The sequence below is a fragment of the Streptosporangium sp. NPDC003464 genome (assembly GCF_053588315.1).
This window is the reverse complement of sequence record NZ_JBSFPS010000094.1, coordinates 19033-32856: the sequence shown is the minus strand read 5'-3', so window position 1 is coordinate 32856 and position 13824 is coordinate 19033. Positions and strand designations below refer to the sequence as shown.

Genomic DNA, 13824 nt, shown 5'->3' with positions numbered 1-13824 from the left:
GATGATCCTCACCATGCTCGCCGCCCCGGAGGGGACGACGACGCGGGCGATCGAAGCGGCGCTGGAAGCCGAAGGCCACGAGCGCGGCATCAGCAAGTCCGGCGCGTGGCGGTGCCTGGACGTGCTGCGCTTCGAAGGGGTAGCCGAGCTGCGCGGCAAGGGCCGGGGAGCGCGCTGGCACCTCACCGCGCCGCCGCCCCTCATGGTCGTCGAGGACGTCGAGCATCTGGCGGAGGACGCCGCCGAGCGGGCCGCGGACGAGGCTGCCCTGGGCCGACGCCGTACGGCTCGCGCCCCCCGCCTTCCCGGGCGATGCGGTCCGCGCCGCCGACGAGGCGCTGGCCGGGATCCACGGCCCCAAGCTGCTGGTTGTGACCGCGGCCTCCAACGTCACCGGCGAGCTCTGGCCGATCGCCGCCCTGGCCCACATCGCCCACCGCCACGGCGCCCGCATCCTCGTCGACGCCGCCCAGCTCGTCCCGCACCGCCGGCTCAACCTGACCGCGCTGGACCTGGACTACGTGGTCTTCTCCGGCCACAAGCTCTACGCCCCCTTCGGCACCGGCGCCCTGATCGGCCGGACCGACTGGCTGTCGGAGGCGGAGCCGTACCTGCGGGGCGGCGGCGCGGTGCGCTCGGTCGACGACGACGGGGCCGAGTGGCACGACGACCCCGAGGCCCGTCACGAGGCCGGCACCCCGAACGTCCTGGGCGCCATCGCCCTGGCCGCCGCCTGCGACGCCCTGAGCGCCACCGGCTGGAGCGCGCTGCTGCGCGAGGAGGAGCGCCTCATCGGCCGCCTCCGCGCCGGCCTGGCCTCCGTCGAGGGTGTCCACGAGCTTTCCCTGTGGGGCCCCGACCACCCCCGCGTCGGCATCGTCTCCTTCGTGGTGGACGGCTTCACCGCCCGCGAGGTCGCCGAGGCCCTGTCCGGCGAGTACGGCATCGGCGTACGCGACGGCAAGTTCTGCGCCCACCCCTTCGTCCGCCACCTCCTCGGCGCCAAGGACGGCGGCTGCGACGACGTCACCGCCTCCGCGGTCCGCGCCTCCATCGGGATCGGCACCACCGAGGAGCACGTCGACCGTCTGGTCGCCGCTCTGCGGGACCTGCTGTCGCGGAGCTGACGTGACAGCATGGCCCTATGACTGAGCGTCGTGCCGGAGGCGCGCCCCGGGAGATCAGCGTAGGGATCGGCGCCGGAGCGGACGCCGTGCACGGAGTGCGCGGCAAGGAGCTCGCGACCGAGGACATGGTCCTCAACATCGGGCCGCAGCATCCGTCCACCCACGGGGTGCTGCGGCTGCGGCTCACCCTGGACGGGGAGCGGATCAGCGCGGCCGAGCCGATCGTGGGCTACATGCACCGCGGCGCGGAGAAGCTGTTCGAGGTGCGCGACTACCGGCAGATCATCGTGCTGGCCAACCGGCACGACTGGCTGTCGGCGTTCGCCAACGAGCTGGGCGTCGTGCTCGCGGTGGAGCGGATGCTCGGCATGGAGGTGCCGGTCCGGGCGGTCTGGATGCGCACGCTCCTGGCCGAGCTCAACCGGGTCCTCAGCCACCTGATGTTCCTCGGCTCCTATCCGCTGGAGCTCGGCGCGATCACCCCGGTCTTCTACGCCTTCCGGGAGCGCGAGACCCTCCAGGCCGTGATGGAGGAGATCTCCGGCGGCCGGATGCACTACATGTTCAACCGGGTCGGCGGCCTCAAGGAGGACGTGCCCGAGGGCTGGACGGACCGCGCCGGGCGCGCCGTCGCGGACGTGCGGCGGCGGCTGCCCGACATCGAGCACCTGATCGCCGGGAACGAGATCTTCCTGGCCCGCACGGTCGGGGTGGGCGTGCTGGACCGGGAGACGATCATGCAGTACGGCGTGAGCGGCCCGATCGCCCGCGCCTCCGGGGTCGACCTCGACCTGCGCAGGGACGAGCCCTACCTCGCCTACGGCGAGCTGCCGGTGCGGGTCGTCACCCGGACGGCCGGAGACTGCCACGCCCGGTTCGAGGTGCTGCTGGAGCAGGTGAAGGTCTCCCTGGACCTGGCCGACGCCTGCCTGGAGCGGCTCCGGGAGCTGCCGCAGGGGCCGGTCAACCAGCGCCTGCCCAAGGTGCTCAAGGTGCCCGAGGGCCACACCTACGCCTGGACCGAGAACCCGCTCGGCATCAACGGCTACTATCTGGTCTCCCGTGGCGAGAAGACCCCCTGGCGGATGAAGCTCCGCTCGGCCTCCTACAACAACGTCCAGGTGCTGCGCGAGATGCTCCCCGGCCACCTGGTCTCCGACATGGTGGCCATCCTGGGGTCGATGTTCTTCGTCGTGGGCGACATCGACAAGTGACGCGCGGGCCGCGCCGCCCCGGGGCTAGCGGTCCTCCTCCGAGGAGTCCTTGGGCACCTTGCAGCAGTATTCGAGGTAGAGGGCGGCGCAGACCAGCACCACGCAGCCGACGAACGAGCCGCCGGCGATAAGGAAGTCCTGGCGGGGCACGCCCTGCTCCAGCAGGTCGGCGGTGTAGATCGTGAACCCGGCGAAGACGCCGCCGAAGATCGCCCCGCCGTACGCGGAGGCCTTGGCGAGGGCCGCCAGCCGGGCCACCGCCAGCGGCTCGACGGGTTTGGTGTCGCCCTTGCGCTCGATCCTGGCCTTCGTCATCCACCCGCTGTAGATCTCGCCGATCGCCAGCAGGAGCACCGTGGGGATCGCGGTCCACGGCACGGTCGGCAGGGAAGAGTAAAGAGGCTTCAGCAGCGCCCAGGTGATGATCGCGAACACGACGACGAGACCGACGAGCACGCCGGGACGGGTCGGCTTCAAATGGGCCTCTGCAGCGTCAGATCGGCACGCAGCCGCACGTAGTCCTGGTCCAGCCCGGCCAGCAGGTCCTCGACCCTGCGCCCGGCCAGCACCGCGTCCGGATCGGCCCGCAGCCACGGCACCAGCACGAACGCGCGCTCGTGCGCCCTGGGGTGCGGCAGCGTCAGCTCGGGGTCGTCGGCGGTGACGTCGCCCACCGCGATCAGGTCGACGTCCAGGGTGCGCGGCCCCCACCGCTCCTGGCGGACCCTGCCGAAGGCGTTCTCCACCCCCTGGGCGCGCTCAAGGAGCGTCCGGGGCCCCAGGGTGGTCTGCGCGATCACCACCGCGTTGAGGTAGGGGCCCTGCTCGGGGCCGCCGAACGGGTCGGTCTCGTATACGGGCGAGACCGCGACGAAGTCGAGCCCGGGGGCGTCGAAGAGCGCGTCGAGCGCGCCCTGCAGCGTCTCGAACCGGTCCCCCAGGTTGCTGCCGAGCGCCAGCACGACCTTCATCCCCGGCTCCGGGTGATCGTCACTACCACGTCGTCGAACGGCAGCGGGATCGGCGCGGCCGGCTTGTGCACACTGACCTCCGCCGACAGCACCTGCTCGCGCGCCAGGCAGACCTCCGCCAGGCGCTGGGCCAGCGTCTCGATCAGGTTGACCGGCTCGCCCTCCACGACCTTCACCAGGTCCTGGGCGAGCTCGCCGTAGTGCACGGTCCTGGTGAGGTCGTCCCCGGCCGCCGCGGGCGCCGTGTCGAGGAAGAGCGTGGCGTCGACGACGAACTCCTGGCCGAGCTCGCGCTCGGCGGCCAGCACGCCGTGCCGTCCCCGTGCCCGCAGGCCCTTGACGCTGATCCGGTCTGTCACGCGGCTTCCTCTTCTTCCTCGTCCTCGTCGCCCTGCAGCACCGGCGAACCGTGGTGCAGCCAGAGGCGCCAGCCCGCCGCCGTCCTGATGAAGGTGTTGCTCGCCACCACCTTGCCCGCGGCGAAGCTGGAGTCGCCCTCGTCACCGGCGGTGAGGATGTTCTCCTCGCAGGTGAGAATGGCCACATCGCCCAGGACCATGACGCGGACGTCGGTCAGCACGAACTGGATGTAGGGGGTGTTGGCCATGATGAGCGCCCAGGAGCGCAGCACCTCCTGGCGGCCGTTCACGATCGGCCACCCCGGGTGCACGCAGCTCACCTGCTCGCCGTCGACGTCTTCGGCCCAGATCTCGGTCATCCTGTCGAGATCCGCGTTCTCGATGGCGGTGTAGAACGCCTGGTTGACCGTCTCGACAGCGGTGGTGTCGACGCTCATGCTCTCGCTCCCTGGACTGCGGCAGCCACGCGGACGGCGTCCGCGTTCGGGCGTACGTCGTGCACTCGCACACACCATGCCCCCGCCTGGGCGACGAGGGCGGTCACGGCGAGCGTGGCGTCATCACTGCGACTGAAAGGACGCGGGGTGCCGTCCGGGTCCGCCAGCAGCCGGCCCAGGAATCGTTTCCGCGAGGCCCCGATGAGCAGCGGGTGGCCCAGCTCGGCGAGCCGGTCGACGCCCGCCAGCAGGGCCCAGTTGTGTTCGGGGTTCTTGGAGAAGCCCAGACCCGGGTCGATCACGATCTGACTGTCGGCCACCCCCTCGGCCAGCACGGAGGCGATCCGCTTGGACAGCTCCTCCCGCACCTCGGTCACGACGTCGTCGTAGACCGCCCTGCTGTTCATCGTGTGGCTGTGCCCCCGCCAGTGCATCACCACGTACGGGACGCCGGAGGCGGCGACGACCCTCGGCATCGCCGGGTCCGCCAGACCGCCGCTGACGTCGTTGACCAGCCTCGCCCCGGCGTCCACGGCCGCCTGCGCCACCTCGGCCCGCATCGTGTCGACACTGACCGTGACACCCGCACGGCTCAGCTCCCTGATGACCGGCTCGACCCTGGCCAGCTCCTCCTCGAGCGACACCCGCGCCGCTCCGGGCCTGGTGGACTCCCCGCCCACGTCGACGATGTCGGCGCCCTGCTCGACCAGCTCCAGGCCATGCCGTACGGCGGCCGCCGGGTCGAACCACCGCCCGCCGTCGGAGAACGAGTCGGGGGTCACGTTGACCACGCCCATCACCAGGCATCGGCCCTTGTCGGGCATCCCCGGCACACTCCACGTAGTCATGCGGACAAGCCTAGGCGTTGTCCACTCTTCGCCCATCTCGCGGGTCCAGCTTGTGCCATAACGAATCAGCCCGTCCATCCCGAGGCAGTCGGCCGCGCATGCCGGACCTTGGCGAGTGTGGAGATATTAGCCCGGACGGAGCGGGATCGGAGGGCTTTCGAACCCGGCCGCAACGCAGAAACCTTGTCCGGACCGCCGTGGCGGTCCGGACAAGGCGGGGTCTCTGCGGGCAAGGGCTCGGACTGGCTCGGGCTCAGCGGAGGATGAGCGCCATGGCCTCGGCGCGGGTCTTGTCGCTGGTGCGGAAGTCGCCGCGCACGGACGAGGTGATGGTCTTGGCGCCGGGCTTGCGGACACCCCGCATGGTCATGCAGAGGTGTTCGCACTCGATCACCACGATGACCCCGCGGGGCTCCAGCACGCTCATGAGCGCGTCGGCGATCTGCGAGGTCATCCGCTCCTGCACCTGGGGGCGGCGGGCGTAGACGTCGACGAGACGGGCCAGCTTGGACAGGCCGGTGACCTGACCCTTCTCGTTCGGGATGTAGCCGACGTGGGCGAGGCCGTGGAAGGGCACCAGGTGGTGCTCGCAGGTGGAATAGACCTCGATGTCACGGACGAGCACCATCTCGTCGTGGTCGACGTCGAAGACCGTGGACAGCACGTCTTCCGGGGTCTGCCCCAGCCCGGCGAACTGCTCCGCGTAGGCGCGGGCCACGCGGGCCGGGGTCTCCTGCAGGCCGTCCCGGTCCGGATCCTCACCGAGCGCGATGAGGATCTCGCGGACTGCTTTCTCGATCCGGGCCGAGTCGACCTGCAACGGCTTCACGCTCACGCTTCAGTTCCCGTCCCTGGGCACGGTGTCGGTGTGGCCCGCTCCCGCCGGGAGGGCGCCGTTGCCCGACTGCTCCTTCGGCGTCAGGATCGGCGGCCGGTTCGACGGCAGCCGCTTGCCGTAGCCGGAGTAGGAGGGGCGCTTCTCCTTGACGACGACCGGCGCGAAGATCTGCAGCACCTGGTCGCGGGAGAGCGTCTCCTTCTCCATGAGCTCCAGCACCAGGTTGTCGAGCACGTCGCGGTATTCGACGAGGATCTCCCAGGCCTGGTCGTGCGCGGTCTCGATGAGACGGCGCACCTCCTCGTCGATCGTGGAGGCGATCTTCTCGGAGTAGTCGCGCTCGTGGCCCATCTCACGGCCGAGGAAGACCTCGGCGTTGCCGGTGCCGAACTTGCGGGCGCCGAGCTGCTCGCTCATGCCGTACTCGGTGACCATGCGGCGGGCGATGGAGGTGGCCTTCTCGATGTCGTTGGAGGCGCCGGTGGTGGGCTCGTGGAAGACGAGCTCCTCCGCCGTGCGGCCGCCCAGCAACATCGCGAGCTGGTCCATCATCTCCGAGCGGGTCGCCAGGAACTTGTCCTCCATCGGCAGCGTCATCGTGTAACCGAGGGCGCGGCCGCGGGACAGGATCGTGATCTTGTGGACCGGGTCGGAGTTGGGCAGCGCGTGCGCCACCAGGGCGTGGCCGCCCTCGTGGTACGCGATGATCTTCTTCTCCTGGTCCGACATGACGCGGGTCTTGCGCTCCGGGCCGGCCATCACGCGGTCGATGGACTCCTCGAGCATCTCCATCGTGATCAGCTTCTGGTCGGCGCGCGCGGTGAGCAGCGCGGCCTCGTTGATCACGTTGGCCAGGTCGGCGCCGGTGAAACCGGGCGTCCGGCGGGCGATGACGTCGAGGTCGACCCCTTCGGCGAACGGCTTGCCGCGGCCGTGCACCCGGAGGATGCCCTTGCGGCCCTCCAGGTCGGGGCGGTCGACGGTGACCTGCCGGTCGAAACGGCCCGGACGGAGCAGCGCCGGGTCGAGGATGTCGGGCCGGTTGGTCGCGGCGATCAGGATCACGCCGCCCTTGACGTCGAAGCCGTCCATCTCCACGAGGAGCTGGTTCAGGGTCTGCTCGCGCTCGTCGTGGCCACCGCCGAGGCCGGCGCCGCGGTGGCGGCCCACCGCGTCGATCTCGTCGATGAAGATGATCGCCGGGGCGTTCGCCTTGGCCTGCTCGAACAGGTCGCGGACCCGGGAGGCGCCGACACCGACGAACATCTCGACGAAGTCGGAGCCGGAGATCGAGTAGAACGGCACCCCGGCCTCACCGGCGACGGCCCTGGCGAGCAGGGTCTTACCGGTTCCGGGCGGGCCGTAGAGGAGGACGCCCTTGGGGATCTTCGCGCCGATCGCCTGGAACTTGGCCGGGGCCTGCAGGAACTCCTTGATCTCCTGGAGCTCCTCGATGGCCTCGTCGGCGCCCGCGACGTCGGCGAAGGTGGTCTTCGGGGTGTCCTTGGTGATGAGCTTGGCCTTCGACTTGCCGAAGTTCATCACCCGGGAGCCGCCGCCCTGCATCTGGTTCATGATGAACAGGAAGATCAGCACGATGATGACGATCGGCAGGAAGCTCACCAGGAGGCCGAGGAGGAAGTTCTCCTTCGGCACGTCGACGGTGTAGTCCTTGGCGAGCTTGTTGGCCTTCTTGGCCTGCTGGAGCTGGTCGGCGAGCTGGACGCCCTGACCGGTCACCCACGAGGAGTAGTAGCGCTTGCCGTCGGTCGTGGTGACCTCGATGCGCTGGTCCTTGTCGATGATCTTCGCGTTGGAGACCTTGCCCTCGTCGATCCAACTAACGATCTTCGAGGTGTCGGTCTTCTCGAAATTTCCGTCGCCGCTCCACATCGTGGTCACGAGCAGGAGCAGCACGACGATGCCCAGGATCCACAGCAGTGGCCCACGTGTAAATCGCTTGAGATCCATCCGATGCGGAACCCCGGCGGGCCCGTCCCTTCCTGACCAAGGCCTGGCAACCCCGGGCGGACCCGGGGTTCGCGGTATCCCTAACCGCTCCAACTGACTCCCCAGAGACGCCCCGGAAGGTCATCTCTTTGGAGTCCGAAGGTACACCGGCGTGCCGCGCACAGTAACTGCCCGGGCGGTACCGGCTTTGCCCTACCAACGTACGTCAAGTAGGCCGGTGTTCCCCGCCGCTATGAGCAATGTCGCCGCCGTGGAGGGCACGCTTCGCGCAGGGCGTACTTTTCAGCCCGCTCCATACACATGCGGAGCAAGGGTCCCAATGAAGGGAAGGTTGCGATATCGCTCTGCGTAGTCGAGCCCGTAACCGATGACGAACTCGTTGGGAATGTCGAAACCGATGTATTTCACATCGATCGGCACCTTGACCGCGTCCGGCTTCCGCAGCGCGGCGCAGATCTCGACGGAGGCGGGATTGCGCGACTTCAGGTTGTGCACCAGCCACGAGAGGGTCAGGCCGGAGTCGATGATGTCCTCGACCACCAGCACGTGACGGCCCGCGATGTCGGTGTCGAGGTCCTTGAGCACGCGCACGACGCCCGACGACTTGGTGCCGGCGCCATAGGACGAGACGGCCATCCAGTCCATCTGGACCGGCACGTGCAGCGCCCTGGCCAGGTCGGCCATGACCATGACCGCCCCCTTGAGCACTCCCACGATCAGCAGGTCCTTGCCCGCGTAATCCTCGTCGATCCGGCTCGCGAGCTCCTTGATCTTTGCCTGGAGCTCTTCCTCCGGGATGAGGACCTTCGAGAGGTCCTTGCCCATGTCGGCTGCGTCCACCTGGGATTTCCTTACAAGACGGGGCGTACTGACTGTCTGGCGAACACCAGCGTGCCACACCGGCGGACCGCTCCCACCCCACCGGGGACCTCTATCCGCCGTTGCCCCCGCCAGTCGGTGACCAGACGGTCGACCTGGAGGATGTGCCAGGCCGCGAGCGTGCCGGGCGGGGCCCCGGCCTCGATCGCCGCCCGCCGCAGCACCCGCCGCCGCACCGCGGCCGGCACCCCCGCCACCTCCGAGACGGTCACCGCCACCGCCCCGATATCGCTTAGAGCGGAATCGGGGACGGCCGCCCGCGCGTAGACGGCGTCGGCCCACTCGTCGAGCGCGTCGGCGTCGTCACGGCACAGCGCGGCGGTCCGGGCGAGCGCCTCGGCGACCCCGGGACCGAGCCCCTCCTCCAGGGCGGGCAGCAGCCGCTCACGGACCCGGACCCGGGTGTAGCGGGGGTCGAGGTTGTGCGGGTCGTCCCACGGGGACAGCCCGAGCGCCGCGCAGGCCGCCACGGTCGTCGCGCGGCCGAGCCCCAGCAGCGGCCGCCGGTAGAGTCCCGCCCGCGCGGGCATCCCCGCCAGCGAGCGCGTCCCGCTCCCCCGGGTCAGCCGCATCAGCACGGTCTCGGCCTGGTCGTCCCTGGTGTGCCCGAGCAGCACGGCCGCCGCCCCGAGGCGCCCGGCGGCCTCCGACAGCGCCGCGTATCTCGCCTCCCTGGCCGCCGCCTCGGGGCCCCCCGAGATCCCCACGGAGACGCTCAGCGCCTCCACGGGGCCGAGCAGCCCGAGGGCGGGGGCGAGCCGTACGACGTCGGCGGCCCGGTCCGGAGAACCCTCCTGGAGGCCGTGGTCGACGGTCAGCAGCCCGGCGCGGAGCCCGGCGCGCGGCGCCACGGCCCCCAGCCCCGCCGCGAGCGCCAGGGAGTCGGCGCCGCCGCTGCACGCGACCAGCACGAGGTCGCCGGGCTCCAGGTCGGCCAGGGCGTGCCGTACGGCACGGCGGACATCGGCGACGACGGGAGGCGGACCCATGCCGCCATTGTCCGGCCTCCCGGCGGCGGGTGACGCCGCCCGGTCAGCCGGTGGTGCCGTCGGCCTCGGCCGCGGGGAGGGCCGGGTCGCCGATCACCCTGGCGATCCAGCGCTCGGGGTGGCTGATCTCGTCCTGGGTGGGGAGGGTCTGCGGGGAGGTCCAGACCTTGTTGAAGCCGTCCATGCCCACGCTGTCGACGACGGTGCGGACGAAGGCGGACCCCTGGGCGTACTGCTTCATCTTGAGGTCGACGCCGAGCAGCTTGCGGACCGTGCGGTCGAGCCGGGACCCGCCCTCCCTGCGGTGGTGGAACTTGGCCCGGATGTCGGCGACCGAGGGGACCACCGAGGGGCCGACCGCGTCCATGACGTAGTCGCCGTGGCCCTCGACCAGGGTCATCACCGCGGTGAGCCGGTCGAGGATCTCCTTCTGCTCGGGCGTCTGGATCGCGTCGATCAGGTTGCCCTCACCGCCCCGGACGGCGTCGGCGACCGCGTCGGCGGCCGAGCGGAGCCGCTCCAGGAGCGTGGACAGGTCGATGTCGGAGGCGAGCAGGAACTCCGTCATCTGGGAGCGGACGTATTCCCGCAGCCAGGGGACGCCGGTGAACTGCACCCGGTGGGTCTCCTCGTGCAGGCAGACCCACAGGCGGAAGTCACGCGGATGGACGTTGAGCTCCTGCTCGGCGTGGACGATGTTGGGCGCGACCAGGGTGAGCCGGCCGGCGGCCGCCTGGCCGTCGGGGTCGGGTGGCAGGAACAGTTCGTACTGGCCCAGGACGCGGGAGGCGAGGAAGGCCAGCACCGCGCCGACCTCGACCCCGGTGATGCGCGATCCCACCGCGGACACGATCGCCGGCGTCTGGTCCCGGCGCGCGGCCATCCGCTCGGTCAGCGGCTCCAGGACCACCCGGAAGCCCTCGACGTTGGCCTTGATCCAGCCGGACCGGTCGACGATCGTGGCGGGCTGGGGCGCGGTCTCGGTGTCGATCCGGGTGAACTCCCGGACGTGCCCCTCGGCCTCGCGGGACAGCTGTCGCAGCTCCGCGACCGCCTGCCGGGCCTCCTCTCGGCTCACTTGCGGCCCGGGGCGCACCAGGCGCGTTCCGGTCGTTACGGCGAGATCCCAGTCGATCACCTGCATACCGTCCACCGTACGCGTTCTCCTTCCGAGTCGCGCGCCGAGCCGCCGGTCAGCTTGCGGCAACGACGGCGGCGAGCCTGTCGAGGGCCGCCTCCGCCTTGCCCCAGCCGGGTGGGATGTCGTCCGCCATGAAGGCGAAGGTCACCAGCCGGCCGCTCCGGGTGGTGGTCATGCCGGCCAGTGTGCTGACCCCGTTGAGGGTGCCGGTCTTGGCCCGGACCAGGCCGTAGGCGGATTCGCTCTTGCCGAACCGGTGGCCGAGGGTGCCGCTGAACCCCGCCACGGGCATGCCGCTGACGATCGGGTGCAGGTGGGGGTTTGCCGGGGCGGCCGCCACCGCGATCAGCCGGGCCAGCCCGGCGGGGGCGATGCGGTTCTTGGGCGACAGCCCGCTGCCGTCGAAGACCCGCACGCCCTCGGCCGCCTTCAGCCGGGTCAGCACCTCGTGGACGGCCTGCGCGGCCCCGTCGAAGGAGGCGGGCCTGCCCTCCTTGATGGCCACCTGCCGGGCCAGGGCCTCCGACAGGTCGTTGTCGCTGCGCGTCAGCGCCCGCTCGACCAGGGCGTAAACCGGCGCGGAGTCGACCCTGGCGATCTCCTGGGCGCCGGCCGGGGCCTTCGCCCGGCCACGGGACTTGGAGACCGTGATGCCCTGCTTCGACAGCATCGAGACGAAGGCGCCGTGCGCCGCCCGGGAGGGGTCGGAGACCCGCTGGCGGCTGCCGGGGGCGACCCTGCCCTCGTCGACCATGAGCGCCGTGACGGGGGCGACCTCGCCGTCGGGCAGGTAGTTGGGCTTCCACGTGGGGGCGGTGCGCGGCCCGGTGTAGAGGCTGTCGTCGTAGGTCACCGTCACCTTGGTGGTCCCGGCCGCCTTGAGCGCCCTGGCGGTGCGCAGCGCGAGGGAGGCCAGCGAGGCCGGCTGGGGATAGACGGGGACCCCGGACGGGCGCAGGGCCGTCAGGGTGGGGTCGCCGCCGCCGACCAGGATGATCGAGTCGGGTGAGGAGCCGCGGACTACCCGGGTGCTCAACCTCGCGTCGGGCCCCAGGGAGGCCAGCGAGGCGACCGAGGTGACGAGCTTGGTCGTGGAGGCCGGGGTGACGCCGATGTCGGCGCCGCTGCCGAACAGCGTGGCGCCGGTCTCGGCATCGAGAACCACGGCGCCGACGCGCTTGCCCAGCGCGGGGTCACCCAGCGCCCCGGTGAGCCGCCCCACCAAAGTAGTCTTGGCGGGGAGAGGTCCGTTCCCCCCCGCGGCCAGCACCGGACTCGCGGTGATGACCGGGACGGGAGGCGGCCCCGCCGGAGCGGCCGCTTCGTGCGTCTCCTCCACCAGCAGGTCGCTGGTGAGCAGGTGGGCGCCGGCCGCGACGACGAACAGTTGCAGCAGGACGAGAGTGACGAAGGCCACCCACCGCTCATGCCGCATGACGTCGCCGACCTCTCATCTATTCGATATCCAACAGGTATTAACGCTTACGAGACACTAATGCCCAGCCGGGGGTGCCCGGAGGGGTTGAGCGGAGGAACAGCGGTGGAGTTCGACGTTCTCGTTGAGATTCCCAAGGGCCAACGGAACAAGTATGAGGTGGACCACGAGTCAGGGCGGATCAGGCTCGACCGGATGCTCTTCACCTCCACGCAGTACCCCGCCGACTACGGCTTCATCGAGAACACCCTCGGCGAGGACGGCGACCCCCTCGACGCCCTCGTGCTGCTCCAGGAGCCGACCTTCCCCGGCTGCCTGATCAAGTGCCGCGCGGTCGGCATGTTCCGCATGACCGACGAGAAGGGTGGCGACGACAAGGTCCTGTGCGTCCCCGCCACGGACCCCCGGATGGAGCATATCCGCGACATCCACCACGTGCCGGAGTTCGACCGCCTGGAGATCCAGCACTTCTTCGAGGTCTACAAGGACCTGGAGCCCGGCAAGTCCGTCGAGGGCGCCAACTGGGTCGGCCGGGTCGAGGCCGAGGAGGAGATCGCCCGCTCCGTCAGGCGCGCCGAGGACCACGAGCACTGAGCATCACGCCGGACGGGTCGCGCCGACGAAGTCCCTGCGCCATATCGGCGCGACCCGGACCACGTCCCCGGTCTGCGGGGCGTGCACCATCAGGCCCCGGCCGATGTAGATCCCCACGTGGGAGATGTCGCCCGGGTTCCGGGTGATCCGGCCGAAGAACAGCAGGTCGCCCCGGCGGAGCCGGCTGATCCGCACATGCTGTCCCGACGTCCACTGGGTGCCCGTCCAGTGGTCGATCCTGACCCCGGCACGGGCCCACGCCCGCATGGTCAGACCGGAGCAGTCGTAGTTGCGGGGCCCCGTGCCCGCCCACACGTAGGGCTTGTCGAGCTGGGTGAGCGCCCAGTCGGCGGCGATGTCGCCCCGCGCCGCCTGCCACGTCGCGTTGAGCGGCCAGGTCTGCCCCGCCACCTCGCGGGCCGCCACGAACCGTGCTCTCATACGCGCCACCGCCGCGCTCCGGTGATCGCCCAGCCGGGCGCGCTCCTGCGCGACCCTGGACCACTTGAGGACGGCGACCCGCTTGCCGGCCAGCCGCTCGGCGGCGCCCGCCTCCGCCCTCATCTCCTTGTCCAGCCGCGTCCTGTCCGCCTCGATCCGCTGGACCTCCGCCGCCTGCCCGGCCACGGCCTCCTCGGCCGCCCGCGCCGCCTCGGCCGCCCGCTCCGCCGCCGCCCACCGCTCGCGGTAATCGATCTCCGCCCGTACGGCCTCCGCCTGTGCGGCTCCCGCCTGCGTGGCCTCCGCCCGTACGGCCTCCGCTTGCGCGGTTCCTGCCTGCGTGGCCTCCGGCTGTGTGGTCTCTGGCTGTGTGGTCTCCGCCTGCACGGTTCCTGCCTGCGCAGCCTCTGCCTGCGCAGCCTCCGACCGAACGGCCTCTGCCTGCGCGGCCCCTGCCTGCGCGGCCTCTGTCTGGGCCTGGAGCACTTCCGCGACATCCGGAGGGGGGCTCACGGCCATCCCGTCGCTCTGGACCGGGGCCACCACTCCGCTGTCTCCCCGAAGGGGGATCACAGCCGCC

15 protein-coding genes and 1 pseudogene are annotated in these 13824 nt (G+C 70.9%); 3 read left to right on the top strand and 13 right to left on the bottom strand.

Translation table 11 applies throughout. The features are described from left to right. The coding region (locus tag ACWDS7_RS21640) for a hypothetical protein (RefSeq protein WP_451930716.1) at positions 1-226 on the bottom strand (226 nt) is incomplete at its 3' end. A gap of 37 nt (positions 227-263) precedes the next feature. Here ACWDS7_RS21640 and ACWDS7_RS21635 point away from each other — a divergent pair. Both ACWDS7_RS21635 and ACWDS7_RS21630 read left to right on the top strand, forming a co-directional pair. Continuing rightward, a pseudogene (locus ACWDS7_RS21635) lies at positions 264-1127 on the top strand (aminotransferase class V-fold PLP-dependent enzyme); the annotation flags it as partial. Positions 1128-1144: 17 nt separating this feature from the next. Further along, the gene (locus ACWDS7_RS21630) at positions 1145-2341 is read left to right on the top strand and encodes an NADH-quinone oxidoreductase subunit D (protein ID WP_306862134.1); all 1197 of its coding nucleotides are present in this window, start codon (positions 1145-1147) and stop codon (positions 2339-2341) included. A gap of 24 nt (positions 2342-2365) precedes the next feature. Here the strand turns inward: ACWDS7_RS21630 and ACWDS7_RS21625 are convergent, their stop codons facing one another. The 11 genes from ACWDS7_RS21625 to dacB form a co-directional block, all read right to left on the bottom strand. Next, complete coding sequence (locus tag ACWDS7_RS21625) at positions 2366-2818, bottom strand: DUF3180 domain-containing protein (protein WP_451930715.1); 453 nt, start codon at positions 2816-2818, stop codon at positions 2366-2368. Then, a complete protein-coding gene (gene folK, locus ACWDS7_RS21620; RefSeq protein ID WP_451930714.1) occupies positions 2815-3312 on the bottom strand; it encodes a 2-amino-4-hydroxy-6-hydroxymethyldihydropteridine diphosphokinase in 498 nt (165 codons plus the stop codon). The genes ACWDS7_RS21625 and folK overlap by 4 nt, the downstream gene beginning before the upstream one ends. Further along, positions 3309-3671 carry a dihydroneopterin aldolase gene (gene folB, locus ACWDS7_RS21615; RefSeq protein WP_451930713.1) on the bottom strand — a complete coding sequence of 121 codons (363 nt, stop codon included), beginning with the start codon at positions 3669-3671 and terminating at the stop codon, positions 3309-3311. The genes folK and folB overlap by 4 nt, the downstream gene beginning before the upstream one ends. Continuing rightward, positions 3668-4108 carry a nuclear transport factor 2 family protein gene (locus ACWDS7_RS21610; RefSeq protein WP_306862124.1) on the bottom strand — a complete coding sequence of 147 codons (441 nt, stop codon included), beginning with the start codon at positions 4106-4108 and terminating at the stop codon, positions 3668-3670. The genes folB and ACWDS7_RS21610 overlap by 4 nt, the downstream gene beginning before the upstream one ends. Then, positions 4105-4956 carry a dihydropteroate synthase gene (gene folP, locus ACWDS7_RS21605; RefSeq protein WP_306862121.1) on the bottom strand — a complete coding sequence of 284 codons (852 nt, stop codon included), beginning with the start codon at positions 4954-4956 and terminating at the stop codon, positions 4105-4107. The genes ACWDS7_RS21610 and folP overlap by 4 nt, the downstream gene beginning before the upstream one ends. A 253-nt stretch (positions 4957-5209) precedes the next feature. Continuing rightward, positions 5210-5791: a GTP cyclohydrolase I FolE gene (folE, locus tag ACWDS7_RS21600; protein WP_306862118.1), complete on the bottom strand. Its 582-nt coding sequence runs from the start codon at positions 5789-5791 to the stop codon at positions 5210-5212. A 3-nt stretch (positions 5792-5794) separates the two neighbouring features. Next, positions 5795-7765, bottom strand: coding sequence for an ATP-dependent zinc metalloprotease FtsH (gene ftsH, locus ACWDS7_RS21595; RefSeq protein ID WP_451930712.1), 1971 nt, complete (start codon positions 7763-7765; stop codon positions 5795-5797). A gap of 282 nt (positions 7766-8047) precedes the next feature. Then, entirely contained in the window at positions 8048-8605 is a 558-nt protein-coding gene (hpt, locus tag ACWDS7_RS21590) for a hypoxanthine phosphoribosyltransferase (protein ID WP_218919784.1), read from the bottom strand. An 11-nt stretch (positions 8606-8616) separates the two neighbouring features. Then, positions 8617-9633: a tRNA lysidine(34) synthetase TilS gene (gene tilS, locus ACWDS7_RS21585; protein ID WP_306862111.1), complete on the bottom strand. Its 1017-nt coding sequence runs from the start codon at positions 9631-9633 to the stop codon at positions 8617-8619. Positions 9634-9676: 43 nt separating this feature from the next. Continuing rightward, positions 9677-10777 carry a zinc-dependent metalloprotease gene (locus ACWDS7_RS21580; protein ID WP_306862108.1) on the bottom strand — a complete coding sequence of 367 codons (1101 nt, stop codon included), beginning with the start codon at positions 10775-10777 and terminating at the stop codon, positions 9677-9679. A 49-nt stretch (positions 10778-10826) separates the two neighbouring features. Next, complete coding sequence (gene dacB, locus ACWDS7_RS21575) at positions 10827-12209, bottom strand: D-alanyl-D-alanine carboxypeptidase/D-alanyl-D-alanine endopeptidase (protein WP_451930711.1); 1383 nt, start codon at positions 12207-12209, stop codon at positions 10827-10829. A 105-nt stretch (positions 12210-12314) separates the two neighbouring features. On the opposite strand from dacB, the gene ACWDS7_RS21570 reads away from it, so the two are divergent. Next, positions 12315-12803, top strand: a complete 489-nt coding sequence (locus tag ACWDS7_RS21570) for an inorganic diphosphatase (RefSeq protein ID WP_306862102.1) — start codon at positions 12315-12317, stop codon at positions 12801-12803. 3 nt (positions 12804-12806) lie between these two features. Here ACWDS7_RS21570 and ACWDS7_RS21565 read toward each other — a convergent pair whose 3' ends face one another. Beyond that, positions 12807-13631: a C40 family peptidase gene (locus tag ACWDS7_RS21565; RefSeq protein ID WP_451930710.1), complete on the bottom strand. Its 825-nt coding sequence runs from the start codon at positions 13629-13631 to the stop codon at positions 12807-12809. Between the last annotated feature and the right edge of the window lie 193 nt (positions 13632-13824).

Excerpts from the sequence above, each read along its gene's own strand:
- ACWDS7_RS21630 (WP_306862134.1), top strand. The coding sequence starts at position 1,145 with ATGACTGAGCGTCGTGCCGGAGGCGCGCCCCGGGAGATCAGCGTAGGG.
- folK (WP_451930714.1), bottom strand. The coding sequence starts at position 3,312 with ATGAAGGTCGTGCTGGCGCTCGGCAGCAACCTGGGGGACCGGTTCGAG.
- ACWDS7_RS21610 (WP_306862124.1), bottom strand. The coding sequence starts at position 4,108 with ATGAGCGTCGACACCACCGCTGTCGAGACGGTCAACCAGGCGTTCTAC.
- folP (WP_306862121.1), bottom strand. The coding sequence starts at position 4,956 with ATGACTACGTGGAGTGTGCCGGGGATGCCCGACAAGGGCCGATGCCTG.
- ftsH (WP_451930712.1), bottom strand. The coding sequence starts at position 7,765 with ATGGATCTCAAGCGATTTACACGTGGGCCACTGCTGTGGATCCTGGGC.
- tilS (WP_306862111.1), bottom strand. The coding sequence starts at position 9,633 with ATGGGTCCGCCTCCCGTCGTCGCCGATGTCCGCCGTGCCGTACGGCAC.
- ACWDS7_RS21580 (WP_306862108.1), bottom strand. The coding sequence starts at position 10,777 with ATGCAGGTGATCGACTGGGATCTCGCCGTAACGACCGGAACGCGCCTG.
- dacB (WP_451930711.1), bottom strand. The coding sequence starts at position 12,209 with ATGCGGCATGAGCGGTGGGTGGCCTTCGTCACTCTCGTCCTGCTGCAA.